This window comes from Alsobacter sp. KACC 23698, assembly GCF_045348435.1.
GTDB lineage: Bacteria > Pseudomonadota > Alphaproteobacteria > Rhizobiales > Beijerinckiaceae > Alsobacter.
Window position 1 is genome coordinate 5,465,312 of record NZ_CP157484.1, and the last position, 14,033, is coordinate 5,479,344.

General features: G+C 72.8%; 9 protein-coding genes. 1 reads left to right on the forward strand and 8 read right to left on the reverse strand.

Annotated elements, in window-relative coordinates; all coding sequences use genetic code 11:
• Complete coding sequence (pbpC, locus tag ABEG18_RS26095; RefSeq protein WP_406858716.1) at positions 1–2,100, reverse strand: penicillin-binding protein 1C; 2,100 nt, start codon at positions 2,098–2,100, stop codon at positions 1–3.
• Between the two features lie 49 nt (positions 2,101–2,149).
• Positions 2,150–7,378 carry an MG2 domain-containing protein gene (locus ABEG18_RS26100; protein WP_406858717.1) on the reverse strand — a complete coding sequence of 1,743 codons (5,229 nt, stop codon included), beginning with the start codon at positions 7,376–7,378 and terminating at the stop codon, positions 2,150–2,152.
• Positions 7,379–7,509: 131 nt separating this feature from the next.
• On the opposite strand from ABEG18_RS26100, the gene ABEG18_RS26105 reads away from it, so the two are divergent.
• Positions 7,510–8,964 carry a serine protease gene (locus tag ABEG18_RS26105; protein ID WP_406855941.1) on the forward strand — a complete coding sequence of 485 codons (1,455 nt, stop codon included), beginning with the start codon at positions 7,510–7,512 and terminating at the stop codon, positions 8,962–8,964.
• Between the two features lie 6 nt (positions 8,965–8,970).
• Here ABEG18_RS26105 and purU read toward each other — a convergent pair whose 3' ends face one another.
• The 6 genes from purU to ABEG18_RS26135 all read right to left on the reverse strand — a co-directional run bounded on the left by purU (position 8,971) and on the right by ABEG18_RS26135 (position 13,954).
• Positions 8,971–9,867, reverse strand: a complete 897-nt coding sequence (gene purU / locus ABEG18_RS26110) for a formyltetrahydrofolate deformylase (protein WP_406855942.1) — start codon at positions 9,865–9,867, stop codon at positions 8,971–8,973.
• 118 nt (positions 9,868–9,985) lie between these two features.
• Entirely contained in the window at positions 9,986–10,561 is a 576-nt protein-coding gene (locus ABEG18_RS26115) for a HupE/UreJ family protein (RefSeq protein ID WP_406855943.1), read from the reverse strand.
• A gap of 63 nt (positions 10,562–10,624) precedes the next feature.
• On the reverse strand, positions 10,625–11,245 hold the full coding sequence (ureG, locus tag ABEG18_RS26120; protein ID WP_406855944.1) for an urease accessory protein UreG: 621 nt from the start codon (positions 11,243–11,245) through the stop codon (positions 10,625–10,627).
• 97 nt (positions 11,246–11,342) lie between these two features.
• Complete coding sequence (locus tag ABEG18_RS26125) at positions 11,343–12,023, reverse strand: urease accessory protein UreF (protein WP_406855945.1); 681 nt, start codon at positions 12,021–12,023, stop codon at positions 11,343–11,345.
• Entirely contained in the window at positions 12,016–12,711 is a 696-nt protein-coding gene (locus tag ABEG18_RS26130; protein WP_406855946.1) for an urease accessory protein UreE, read from the reverse strand. Before ABEG18_RS26130 ends, ABEG18_RS26125 begins: the two co-directional genes overlap by 8 nt.
• 49 nt (positions 12,712–12,760) lie before the next feature.
• Positions 12,761–13,954 carry an MFS transporter gene (locus ABEG18_RS26135; RefSeq protein WP_406855947.1) on the reverse strand — a complete coding sequence of 398 codons (1,194 nt, stop codon included), beginning with the start codon at positions 13,952–13,954 and terminating at the stop codon, positions 12,761–12,763.
• Positions 13,955–14,033 lie beyond the last annotated feature (79 nt).

Sequence of the window (14,033 nt, forward strand, 5' to 3'; positions counted from 1 at the left end):
CTATTCCAGCCGCACCATGACGCTGTCGGTGGCTCCCGCCGCGTCCATGACGGAGACGCGGGCGAACCCCGCGCCGTCCGGCTTCCAGGCGCCCTGCCGTCGGCTGTCGGGCTCCCCGACGGGCCGGCCGTTCACGAGCCAGATTAGCGGCGGCGTGCCGCCCATCGCCTTCAGGGTGAGGCTCGCATCGGCCCCCGCGCCCGTCGCGAGGCCGAGGTCGACGCGCGCCCCGTCGGGCGGGAACGCGATTTTGAGCGGCGCGCCCAGGGCGGCGAGGAGCGGCCGAGGGGCCTCCCTGCGCAGCCGGCGCAGGGGCGGCGGCAGGCCCAGATTGGTCGTGATCAGGGCGTCGCGCGGGGCCGGGATCGATTCGGGTTCGCCGCCCAGCCGCGAGAACGCGTCGAACAGGATCGGCGCCGCGACCTGCCGGCCGATGAGGCCGGGCACCGCCGCGCCGTCGGGGCGGCCGACCCACACCCCGATGGTGAGGCGGCGGTCGAACCCGACCGCCCAGGCGTCACGGTAGCCATAGGAGGTGCCCGTCTTGAAGGCGAGCCGTCCGGAGAGGGCGTTGGCCGGGGGCGGCGCCCCTCGCAGCACATCGTACACGTACCAGGACGAGACCGGCTCGGCGATGCGGCCGCCCGGGTCCGGGACCAAAGGCCGGTCCGCGTTCCACGCGAGCGGGGGCGCCTGCCCGCCTCGCGCCAGCCCGACATAGAGGCGCACCAGGTCGGTGAGCCTGATCCCGAGGCCGCCCAGGCCCACGGCGAGACCGGGCGCCGCTTCCTTCGGCACGACCAGGTCCGCCCCGGCCCCGCGCAGGCGCGCCAGGAACCGGGCCGGCCCGACATCGGACAGGAGCTCCACGGCCGGGACGTTGAGGGACAGCTGCAACGCCCGGCGCGCCGTCACCGAGCCCTGGTAGGACAGGTCGAAATTCTCCGGCGCGTACAGCCCGAAGCGCGACGGCCGGTCATCCAGGATGGTCTCCGGGTGGGCGAGGCCGGCCTCGAAGGCCATCGCGTAGATGAAGGGCTTCAGGGCCGAGCCCGGCGACCGCACGGCGTTGGCCATGTCGATTGAACCGGCCCGCTCGGCGGAGCCGTAGTCGGCGGCCCCCACATGCGCCCGCACCTCGCCGGTGGCGTTGTCGACCGCCAGGATCGCCACCGACAGGCGCGGACCGAGCGCCTCGGCCCGCTCCCTGGCGAGGGATTCCAGCGCCGCCTGCGCCCGAGCGTCGAGCGTGAGGCGGTGGATTCTCTTGGTCGGATCCAGCCGCACGGCCGCGTCCGCGGCGTGGGCGGCCAGCAGCGGAACGGCTCGCCGGCCTGTCGGGGACGGCTCCCGCCGGGCCAGGTCGGCTTCCGCGCGCCCAAGCGCCCCATGCGCCACGGCGCGGTCCAGGACGCGGTCGCGAGCCGCCCGGGCGGCCTCGGGCGAGCGGTCCGGCCGCCGCGTCTCGGGCGACTGCGGCAGCGCGACGAGCAGCGCCGCCTCGGCGGTGGTGAGCCGCTTCGGCTCCTTGCCGAAATAACCGAGCGAGGCGGCGCGCAACCCCTCCAGATTGCCCCCATACGGGGCGAGCGAGAGGTAGAGGTCGAGGATCTGGTCTTTGCTGAAGCGGGCCTCGAACTGCACGGCCCGCACCGCCTGGCGCAGCTTGGCCGCAAGCGTCCGCTCCTCCCGCGGCTCCAGCAGGCGCGCCACCTGCATGGTCAGCGTCGAGCCGCCCGAGACGACGCGGCCGCGCCGGACCGCCTGCCACGCGGCCCTCGCGAAGGCGCGCCCGTCGAGGCCGCCATGGCTGCGGTAGCGCCGGTCCTCATAGGCGGTCAGGAGCGCGATGAAGCGGGGATCGACCTCCGCCACCCGAGTCGGCAGCCGCCAGCGGCCGTCCGGGGTCGTGAAGGCGCGCAGAAGCCGCCCGTCCCGGTCCGTCACCGTCACGGAGCCATCCCCGACATGGGACAGGTCCAGCGGCCCGAGGCGGTCCACATAGGCCCACAGCGCCAGCGCGGCGAGCCCCGCCGCCGCCAGCGTCGCCAGCCCGCCCCGGACGAGGAGCCGTCCCGGCCTCGGCCAGCCTCTCTTCACGGCGTCGGAAGGCGGCTCGTCGCGTTCAGGCGCGCTCACAGGCGGGTCCTCACCGGGCCGCCATCACCTCGAGGGAGCCATACGCCGTCCGGCCGAACCGGTCCGGGCGGTACATGTCCTCGACGGTGGCGGGCGGATGCACGAAGCGCCCGGGCGAGACGGCCCGGACCATATAGGCGAGGCTGAACACCGCGAGCTGGTCCGGCGACCGGTCGATCGCCGCCGCGAAGCGGTCGTCCCTGTATTCGGAGGCCGCGGGCTCGACGTCCCGCTTCAGCCAGGAGAGGCCCTGCAGGGCGTCGCCGTCGACGAGCTTGGGATTGTCGATCTCCAGGCCGGCCGGCAGCATGTCGACCAGCAGGAGGCGGGCGTATTTCGCCTCCGGCTCGGTCACCTTCAGCACCACCACGAGCCTGTCGTTCTGCCGCAGCGTGGCGGGCTCCACCTTGGTCCCGTCGAGCTTGTAATAGCTGCGCTCCACCGTGTAGCCCTGGCTGGCGGCCGGCTCCGGCGTGGAGGGCACGCCCGACAGCGTGATCACGGCCTGGGACGGAACCTGTCCCGCATTGGCCACCGTCACGGGACGTCCCTCGAGCGCCTCGCCCTTCCAGCTGCGGAACAGGGCGCCCGCGCGCGGGGCGCCGTCGACGGTCAGGCGCAGCGTCTCGGCGTCCTTGGCGAGGCCCTCGGCCGCCAGCACCATCCAGGCGTTCTCCTGCGTGCTCGTGTAGGTCGTGGCGCTGCGCGCCTCGTCCACCACGGCGCTGGCGCGCTGCAGCATGTCGCGCCCCTGGCCCGCCTCGGCGGCGAGGGCCAGGATCCCGGCCCCGTCGCGCAGCCGCGTGCCGTAGTCCGGCCGCGACAGCCGGTCGTCCTTGAGGCCCCGGATGGCGTCCACGGCCGACGTGAAGGCCGACTGGGCGCGTCCCCGGTCGCCGAGCAAGGCCAGCGCGGCCGCCACCTGGGCGCGCGCCAGCGGCGACCCGAAGGCGTTGAGCTTCGTGTCGGCGAGGTAGCGAAGGTCGCCCATCACGGGCCGGCCGTTGCGGGCCAGCACATAGATCGCATAGGCGAGCTCTTGGCCCTTGCCCTGCTCCACCTCGGAGGCGTTGGCGACCGTGTTGCGCAGCCGGTCCAGCGCGATGTCGAGGGCCTTCTGCGGCACCGCGAAGCCGCGCTCGCGGGCCCGGGTGAGGAAGTCCGTCACATAAGCGTCGAGCCAGGCGTCCTCGGACCCGCCGACCGACCACAGGCCGAACGCCCCGTTGGCGTCCTGGCGCGACAGCACGCGGTCGATGGCGTCGCGGATGCGGTCGTCGGTCTTGTCGTCGAGCGCCAGGGCCTCGGCCCGGGCGAGCTTGTTGACATAGAGCAGCGGCATCGCCCGGCTGACGACCTGCTCGGAGCAGCCATAGGGATAGCGGTCGAGGGCCTGCAGCAGCGCCGGGACGTCGATCGCCCCCGCCGGCGAGACCGCCAGCGAGACCGAGGCGGTGCCCGGCACGAAGTCGGCCACGAGGTCGTTCGACACCGTGAGGCTCGTTCCGGCCGGCAGCGGCCGGACGATTCGCCTGTAGACCGTGCTCGCGCCGGGCTGAACCCGGATGGCGAAGCTCTGCGTGGCGTCGAGCCCCGGACCGGTGAGCCGCAGGTCGACGCCCGCCGGGCCGACGCCCGTGGCCGTGACCGGGATGACGACGCTGGTCCGGCCATTCGCCTCCAGCTTCACCACGGAGCGCGTCGCGGACGCCGGAATGGCCAGCGGACCCCGGATATCGAGGTCGATGACGTAGTCTCCCGCCGGCCCTTCGACATTGTCGACCTGCATGAAGAAGCGCGACTGGTCGCCGAGATTGAGGAAGCGCGGCAGCGTGCCCGCGACCACCACGGGATCGCGCACGATCACGTCGGCCGTGGCGCTCCCGACCCGCCCCTTGGCCCAGGCCGCCGCCATCACCCGGACGGTCCCGTTGAAGCCCGGAATGTCGAACGACACCTTGGCCTCGCCGTCCGGCCCGACCTTGACCACGCCCGAGTAGCGCGACACCGGCTCCTGCGTGGGCGGGCTGGCGTCCCCCGACAGGGCCGCGCTGTCGCCGCCCGACCGGATGGCGCCCCGGACGCCCTGCATTCCGTCGATCAGGAATCCGTAGAGGTCCCGGATCTCGGTCCCCATCTGGCGCTGGCCGAAGAAGAAGTCGAACGGCCGCGGCGCCTCGTAGCGCGTCAGGTTGAGGATGCCGACGTCGACGGCCGCGACCGTCACATAGGCCTCTTCCCCGGCCTGTAGCCCGGCCAGCCTGATCGGCAGCTCCAGTCTCTGGCGGGGCCGCATCTTCTCGGGCGCGCCAAGCGACACCCCGATGGTGCGCGCGTCCCGGTCCACGGCGAACCAGGCGACGCCAAGCGCGCGCCCGGGCAGGCGCTTGGCCGCGACGTCCAGCGGCCGGTGCGCGAGGGCCACCACATAGGCTCCGGCGCCCCAGTCCGACTTCACGGGGACGTCCACGGCGTTCTCGCCGGCCTTCACGTCGACGACGGTCAGCTCGCGCACGCTGTCGCTGACGACCGCCACCGTGGCCTTGCCGGCGAAGCGCGGCGCCAGCTTGAGCCGCATGGTCTCGCCCGCCCGGTAAGCCGGCTTGTCCAGCGAGACCTCCAGCATGTCGGGCGTGTCCGCAGTGGCGTCCCCCGACCACCCGACCGTGAAGGTCACGCTGGTGTCGCCGCCTTCGCCCCCGCCGCGCAGGTCGAGCCGGTAGCTGCCCCACTGCACCGGGATGCTGAGCCGCGCCGGCTGGTCGGCCGCCACGTCGATGGCTCCGTCCGCGATGCGGCGGGCGGACTTGACCGCCTCGTAGTTCCAGCGGCCCTCCTGGTTGAACCACTGGTAGCGGCGCTCGACCTTTTGCAGGGTCCATTGCAGGCCCTTGCGGGCCAGCTTCTGGCCGTCCGGGCCGGCCATGACGATGTCGAAGGTCGCCGCCGCGCCCTCGGCGAGGTCGCCGAACAGCTTTTTGACCGCCGGGACCGGCCCCTTCGGGCGGATCGGCAGCGTCACGGACCGCTCCACCGCGCGCCCGCCGGTCTCGCCGACCCGCAGGGTGATCCGCGCCTGCACGGGCCGCGGCGCGGCGACGTCGGGAAGCGCCACCGTCACGGCGGCGCGCCCTCGCGCGTCGGTGACGGCCTTGTCCTCGATCTCGCCCGAGACGTTCTCGAAGGGCTCGTCCTGCAGGCCCACCACATAGCCGTCGAGGCCCGGCAGCGCCGGCCCCTCCAGCGGCTGGATGCTGTACTCGCCGGTGACGTCCAGCTCGGCTCCGGGCGCGCCGTAGAGATAGCGGGCCGCCACGTCGATCTGCGCCGGCTCGCCCGAGCGCAGGCTGGGCTGGCGCGGCTTCAGGTCGAGCTCGATCCGCTCGGGGACGTAGTCCTCCACCAGGAACGTGACCTCCCCCAGCGCTGGCGCCTTGGGATCCGCAAAGGCCTGGACCCGCCAGGATCCCCGCGCCGCGCCGGGGAGCAGCGGCAGCGAGAAGGCGCGCCCGCCCAGCCCCTGGTCCTCGACCACGGCGCGCTTGTATTCGACGCCGTCCGGCCGCTTGGCCACCAGCGTGAGCGGCAGCCCCGGCATGGCGACACCCTTGAGGTCGCGCAGCAGGGCGGTGACGTTGACGGTCTCGCCCGAGCGGTAGACGCCGCGTTCCGTGTACAGCATGGCGTCGAGCGCCTTGGGGGCCACGCGACCCTTGACGCCGCGGTCGGTGAGGTCGAAGGCCGCCTGGCCGAGATCGAGGAACCCGTAGTCGCCCTTGGAGTCGGTGGCCACCACCAGGCTCGGCGCCAGGCCGCCCTGGCCGCGCGCCAGGCCGGGGTCGAAGGCGGCATGGCCGGACGCGTCGGTGGGCCGGGTCGCCAGGATCTCGTTGTTGCGCGCCACGAGGCGCAGCTCCACCCCGCCGAGCGGTTCGGCGCTGGCCAGCGAACGCACCAGCACGTGCACCCCATCCTCGCCCGAGAAGGCGGTCAGGCCGAGGTCCGACACCACGAACCACTGCGTGGCGCGCAGCGCGTAGTCGTCCTGGTCGTTGGAGTCGGAACGCTCTCCGACGGGCCGGGCCGTCATCACATAGACGCCGGGCTCGAGCTTGCCGACCGCCTCCGTGACCGGGAAGGCCGTGACCACGTCGCGGTTCAGCTCCATGGCGGTGTCGAGCGTGCCGCTCCAGATCTTGACGCCCTCTTCGTCGGCGATCTGTTTGGCCCGCGTCCCGCCGATCTGCGACAGGAAGTCCTCGGAGCGGACGGTCGGCAGCAGGCTGCGGTCCCCGATGCGGGAGATGGCGACCGCCACCTTGGACGTGTTCACCGAGACGACCGGCACGCCTTCCTGTCCGACGCGCGGCAGGACGTAGTTCTTGCCGGTGAAGCGCACCTGCGGCGACCGGTCCCGCACGTAGATCTCATAGTCGGCCGACTTCAGCAGCGTCTCCTCGACCGAGGAGGGGAGGCCCTGGCGCAGCACCACGGCGTAGCGTTCGCCATGCTTCAGCCCGTCCACGCAAAGCTGCCGGCCGTCCGCCGTCACGGCCGCGTTGGCGCTGCCCGACACCGCCACGAAGGGCGTGAAGTCGACCTTCCCGCGCGCCAGCCCTTCGGAGAACTGAAAGCACACGCGCGGCGCCGACGAGTCGCTGTCCACCTTGTAGTCCAGGATGCGGAAGCCGTATTTCTCGCGCATGGCCTCGTAGGCGGGCCGGACCTTCGCGTTGTCGGCGATCTGCAGGCTGGCCCGGTAGGCGTCGAGCGCGGCACGCCAGCTCTCGCGCGCCCCATAGGCTTCGCCCAGCGCCGCCAAAGCCGCGGCCTCGTCGGGCCGGGCGGCGGCGCGCTGATAAGCCATGTAGGCCGACGCGGTCGCCCGCTCGGTCAGGCGCCACTTCTCGCTGGCGTCCTTAGGGTCGGTCGCGAGCGTCGCCCGGGCGTAGGCCAGCCACGACGCCGCGTCCCGCGGATCGAGCGCGAGCGCCTGCGTGAGCAGCCCGAGCGCGCGGCGGGCGTCGCCCCGGCCCAGCAGGGCCGCGGCCTCGCGCCGGAGCTGGTCAGGTTGCTTGCCTTGCGCGGCGGCGGCGCCGTCCTTGCGGATCTGCTCCTCCAGCCGGACCGCCTCGCTCGCCAGGTCGTCCCGGACGAAGCTCTTGGCGCTCTGGGCCCAGGCCGCCCCGGCGGTCGAGAGCGCCAGGGCGAAGGCCAGCGCACGGGCCAGGTGAAGCATGACGACGCGCATGGGGGTCTCTCCGGACGGCGGCGCTATAGCCTAGCATCTCGCCATGGGCGTGTAAGATGTGGAACAACATACAATCGCGAATTGTAGCGGCGCGAGCCGCCGCGCCGGAGCCTCGTCGCATGCCGCATTCTCCCTGCTTCCTCGCCAGTTCGGCGGCGGTCCTCGCTCTGGCTGCGGTTCTGGCGCCCTGGACGCCGGCGCCGGCCCAGACCCCGCCGCCCGCCCCTGCGCCGTCCGCCAGGCCGGATCCCGCCTACGAGGCGGCTAAGGCCGCCTTCGACCCGCTCCCGGAGGCGGATCGCAAGGCCATCCAGGAGGCCCTGATCTGGACGGGCGATTTCTCCGGCGCGGGCGCGGGCGGGTTCGGGCCGATGACCTACCGGGCCATCGTCGCCTTCCAGAAGCGCCAGAAGGCTGCGCCGGACGGCGTCCTGCAGCCCCGGGACCGGGCTGAATTGCTGGCCGCCGCGGACAGGGCGCGGCAAGCGGCCCGCTTCGTCCGGCTCGTCGACCCGCGCAGCGGGGTCCGCATCGGCGTGCCGCAGCGCTGGCTCGAGAGGTCGCAACCGGTCCAGGGCGGAACGCGCTATCTGTCGGCCGACGGCGCGATGCTGCTCGAAACCATCAGCCTGCCCGGCGGCGAGGCGGATCTCCCCGCGCTTTTCGATCGCTACAAGGCGGACGGGCCGGGGCGCAGGACGACCTACAAGGCGCTGCGGCCGGACTGGTTCGTCACCGCGGCGGATCTCGACGGCCGCAAGACCTACACAAGGGTATCCAGCGGCTCCGGCGGGCTGCGCGGCTTCACCTTCACCTACCCGGCCGCGGGCGGCCCCGAATTCGACCGCCTCGTCATCGCGGTGGCCAACAGCTTCGAGCCGTTCCCCCCGGCCTCCGCCAAGCCGCCCGCCCCGGCGACGGCCGGCGTTCCGTCCGCGTCCGCCTCGCCGCAGGCCGTCTCCCCCTCGGCTCCGCCGATTGTGGCCGCGCCCACGCTGGCCGGATCCGCCGTGGCGGCGGCGAATGGCCGCTTCGTCACCGCGGCGCGCCTGGAAGGCTGCCAGGCGCTGAGCGTCGCCCGCAAGCCCGCCCGCGTCGTCAGGGAGGACAAGGCCGCCGGCCTCGCGCTGCTCGAGGTTGCGGGACTGCGGCCCGCCTCTGTGGGACTCGCGGCCGAGTCGCCGGATGACGCCGCCTCCCTGGTCGCGCTCGGCTATTCGGGCTCGCCCGACCCGCAGCTCTTCGTCATGCCGGCGCAGGCGCGGGTGGTCGACGCCTCCACGCTCAGGGTCTTCGCCGGGCTGCAGAAGGGCGCCGGGGGAAGCCCGGCGTTCGACCGCCAGGGCAAGGTGGTCGGCCTCGTGGCCGGAAGCGCGCCCGAGCCGCGCCTCGTCGCCGGAGTGGCGCCCCAGACGAGCTGGCCGATGGTGAGCGCCGCCGCAGTGGCGCGCTTTGTGGGGGAGGCGGTCCCCGCCGCGCCGGCGGGGGCGCCGGCCGAGCCGCTCACGGCCGGGCAGATCGCCGCCCTCGCGAAAGCGTCGGTGCTGCCGGTCGAGTGCCAGAAGGCGCCGTGAGGCCGCTCAGCCGGTGAACACGACCGTCTTGCGGCCGTTGAGGATCACGCGGTCGTCCAGGTGGTCGGCCAGCGCCCGCGCCAGCACGCGGCGCTCGATGTCGCGGCCCTTGCGGACCAGGTCCTCCGGCGTGTCGCGGTGGGTGATGCGCTCCACGTCCTGCTCGATGATCGGACCTTCGTCGAGGTCCGACGTCACGTAGTGGGCCGTCGCGCCGATCAGCTTCACGCCGCGCTCATGCGCCTGATGGTAGGGCTTCGCGCCCTTGAAGCCCGGCAGGAAGGAGTGGTGGATGTTGATGCAGCGGCCGGTCAGCTTGGCGGCGAGCCCGTCCGACAGGACCTGCATGTAGCGCGCGAGCACGACGACCTCAGTCCCGGTGCTCTTCACCAGCTCCCAGAGCTGCGCCTCCTGCTCCATCTTGGTCTGCCGCGTGACGGGCAGGCAGTGGAACGGCGCGTCGCCGAAATCGATGCGCCCATAGGTCTCGCGCGGATGGTTGGAGACGATCGCGGCGATGTCCATGTTCAACTCGCCATTGCGCCAGCGGTAGAGCAGGTCGACGAGGCAGTGGTCGAACTTGGAGACGAGCAGCATGACCTTGCGGGGCTCGTTGCGGGCCCGGACGGTCCAGTCCATCCCGAAGCGCTCGCCCACCGGCTGGAACGCCGCCCGCAGGTCCGCCGCCTGGGGACGGGCCGCGACGGCGTTGAACACGACGCGCATGAAGAAGCGGCCGGTCTCGACGTCGTCGAACTGCTGCGCGTCCAGGATGTTGCAGCCGGCCTCGAACAGCAGCGTCGAGACGGCGGCCACGATGCCGGGACGGTTGGGACACGAGAGCTTCAGCACGAAGGCGTCGGGCGCCTCGGCGGTTGCGGGGACGGGGGACTCGGAGGTCATGGCGTTCAGGGTTCCGGCCGCGTGGTCGGGCACGACCTACCGCGAGGCGCGCCATCCTGCAACGCACCATAACGGCCGTGGCGGGCCGGACTGGCCCCAAACGGACGAATGCCTTGCTTCAGCCGACCAGCAGCGCCGCCCCGGCGGCCGCGACCCCGAAGCCGACGGCTCGGCCCGCGAGCGGCGCCGTCCGCACCAACAGCGCCGAGAGGGCGATCCCGGAGACGTGCAGCAGGGCCGTGGAGACGATGAAGCCTAAACCGAAGGCAAGCCCTGCCGCATCCGTAGGCGTTTCGGCGCCATGCGCCTGGCCGTGGGCCACCGCCAGGGCCGCGCAGAGCGCCGCGCCGACCGCGACCGGCGCCCGGACGCCCCAGGCGATCGCGACGCCCAGCACCGCGACCGAGAGCGCGACGCCCGCCTCCGTCCAGGCCGACGCATGACCCGACGCGGACGCCGCCGCCGCCAGGGCCATCGCGGCCAGGAAGGACAGCGGCCACGCCCAGCGCGCGGCGCCGCCGACGAGGCCGGCCCAGACGCCCACCGCCGTCATGGCGAGGAGATGGTCCAGCCCCGAAACGGGGTGCCACAACCCCGCGGCCAGGCCGTGGACATGCGGCTGCGCGCCGGTATGCGCCAGCGCCGGCGACACGAGGGCCAGGACGAGGAGGGGGGCGAGACGAAACGGCGACATCAGGTTCTCCAGGCAGGGCGGCGACAACTGGGTTTCGGCGGAATGCAAGCGGTGGGCCGGAGGCTAGCCTCTCAGCCCGCCGGCCGTCTCGATGAAGTCGGCCACCACGTCCACGCCCTCGCCCGAGCGGACATTGGTGAACACATAGGGGCGATCCCGGCGCATCAGCTTGGAATCCCGGTCCATCACGGCGAGGTCCGCGCCCACGAATGGGGCGAGGTCGATCTTGTTGATGACCAGCAGGTCCGAGCGCGTGATGCCGGGGCCGCCCTTGCGGGGGATCTTCTCGCCGCCCGACACGTCGATGACATAGACGGTGATGTCGGCGAGCTCGGGCGAAAAGGTCGCGGCGAGGTTGTCGCCGCCCGATTCGATGAGAATCAGGTCCAGCTTCGGGAATCGCCGGCGCATCTGGTCGATGGCGGCGAGGTTCAGCGAGCAGTCCTCCCGGATCGCGGTGTGCGGGCACCCGCCCGTCTCCACGCCCATGATGCGGTCCTCCGGGAGCGCTCCCGCCACGGTCAGGAGGCGGGCGTCCTCCTTGGTGTAGATGTCGTTGGTGATGGCGCAGAGATCGTAGACGTCGCGGAAGCGCTTGCAGAGCGCCTCCATGAGGGCCGTCTTGCCCGATCCGACGGGCCCGCCGATGCCGACGCGAAGCGGGCCATGGGGGGTGGGGGTCATCTGCATCTCCGGACAGGTGGGGCCAGGTCGGGACCCGGCGTCGCTGAGGCGCGGCCATCCACATCCTGTGCCAAGCCGAGCCGGGGCGGGCTGGGGATCAGGAGCGGAACAGCCGCGAATACTGGGTCTCGTGCCGCAGGGAGGCGATGTCCGACCGGTACGCGGCGCCGCCGACGTCGTCCAGGCTGGACGACTCCGCGAAGGAGGCCGCACTGCGAACATGCGGCAGCATGGCGGCGATGATCTTCTGGCCGTCCGTCTGCCCGATCGGGCCGAGGCGCACGACGGCGGAGACGAGGTTGCCCACGAAGGCCAGCAGGGCGGCCTCGAGCACCGCGCCCAGCGGAGCGCCATGGCCCGCAGCCGCCACGCCGAGGGCGACCGGATAGGCCACGTCGTCGGTCCACTCCGCGGCGAAGCGGTCGACGGCGGCGCAGGGCCAGGCGGACCGGACCGCGATCATGAAGGCGTTGCCCTGCGCGGCCGCTTCTAGGCGCCGCTCGCGCGAGGGCTGCAACGCCAGGGCGAGCTCCGCGACCGCGCCCAGGGCGCCCCGGTCGCCGGCGGAGGCGGCCCGGTGGGCGGCCGCCAGCAGGACCGCGTCGTTCCGGCCCGATCCGGCGTCGAGGAGATCGGCGATCCAGGCCTGCGCGCTTGCGGCGTCCGATACCTGCCCGGTCTCTACGGCCCATTCGAGGCCGTGCGAATACGCGAACGCGCCGACCGGAAAGGCCGGCGAGAGCCAGACCAGCAGCGGCAGCAGGCCGGCCTCAGCCATGCGGGCGCTTGTGGGCCGGGCCGCCGTCATGCGCGTGGCGATGAGAGTGGTCGTGCGCGTGGTCATGTCCGTGGTCGTGCGCGTGATCGTGGCCGCACCCGCATCCCGGCCCATGGTCGTGAGGATGGGCGTGGGCGGACGCATGCGCATGGGCGTGGCTCTCGGCGTGCGCATGGGCGTGGGCCGTCGCGCCGTGGTCATGGCCCTCGTGCTCGTGAGGGTCATGCGCGTGCGAGCCGTGCGCGTGCGCCGCGGCGGCCTCATAGGCGCCCCGCTCGGGCTGGAACGGTCGCTCCACCACGGTGGCCTCGGCGCCGAGGCCGCGCACCATCTCGACCAGCACGTGGTCGTCCTCGATCCAGAGCGCGTCTTCGCCGATCTCGGCGGGGGTGTGCCGGTTGCCGATATGCCAGGCGATGCGCATCAGGCGCTTCGGGGTGGCGGCGCGAATCTCGATCAGGCGCTGCGCGGCCGCCTGGACGCGCACGAGGCTCCCGTCCTCCAGCCGCAGCGCGTCGCCGTCGTTCAGCACGGTCGCCTTGTCGAGATCGAGCAGGAAAGCGAGGCCCTTCTCGCCCGTCAGCGCGACGCGCCGCCGGTGCCGGCCTTCGTGGTCCAGCGTCACCGTGTCGACGACGCGGTCGGCCTTCACGGCGGGCTTGCGGACGACGGCGGTGGCGCGAAGCATGGGTCCAACTCCGATGGCGACTGGCTTGGTCCTAGCACGCGCGGCGCGCTTAGGCATCCGCCCGATGGCGCCGAACGATGAGTCCGATCACCGCCATCGCGACCGCCGCCAGCGCGGCGAGCACGCCGGCCATCACGATCCCGGCGCTAACGCCGAAGCGCTCCGTCACGATCGAGAACACCAGCGGGGCGACCGCGAAGGAGACGTTCTGCACCGGCGCGATCTTGCCCAGGTAGGACCCGTAGATCGCCGATCCGAACACCCAGAGCGGCAGCGCCACGCGCGTGACGCCGAGCAGGCCGGAGCCGACGCTGTAGATCAGGATGAAGGCCGTCGCGCCCGCCACCGAGCCCTTCGTGGCTCCGATGAGCACGAAGGAGAGGGTCATCACCACCGCGGCGAACACCGCCGAGCCGATCGGCGAGACCCGCCGGCCGAGCAGGAACTCGATCAGCCGCGCGAAGACCTGCAGCGCCCCCATGGCGGAGCCCAGCGTGAGGGCGAGGCTGGGCGACATGCCGACATCGCGCAACAGCTCCACGATGTGCAGGGACAGGCCCCAGGACACGAAGCCCGAGCATGCGAAGGCGGCCATCATGGCGAGGACGACGGGCCGGAACCCGCTGGGCCTCACCACCGGAGGGGCGGCGGTCCCGGAACCTGCGCCGCCCCCCATCGCCCTGCGGCGCGGCAGGGCCCAGCCATGCAGCGGCGCGCAGACCAGCACGTTGACGGCGGCGTAGAGGACGCACATCCAGCGCCAGCCCATCAGCGCCTCGAGCCAGACCGTGATGGGCCAGGCGACCGAGGACGCGAGGCCGGTGATCAGCATGAGCACGATCATGCTCTGGCGGGCGTTGTGGCCGGCGAGCTGTGCGATGGCCGTGAAGGACGGCAGCGTCAACGCCAGCGTCGTCGAAAAGCCGAGCGCCAGCCAGACGAGCGCGTAGCTCACCGGGCCGGCGACGAGCGCCAGGAGCCCGATCGACACGCCGGTCAGCAGCGAGCCCAGGGTCAGGAACGGCGCCGCGCCATGCCGGTCGAGCAGGCGGCCGAGCGCCGGCGAGATCAGGCCGGAGACCACCAGCATGATGGTGACGCCGCCGAAGATGAATTCGGGCGAGACGCCAATGTCGGTCGCCATCGTCCGGCTGATCACGCCGGGCAGATAGAAAGTCGATCCCCAGCCGATGACCTGCGTCACCGCCAGCACGGCGGTCGCGCGTCGAATCTCCTGAGCCATCCCGTCCCCGACGCGGGCGGCCTTCGCGGCGCCGCCCCAGCGACCCAGGCTTATGCGGCCGGGAGCGAGCCGGCTAGCG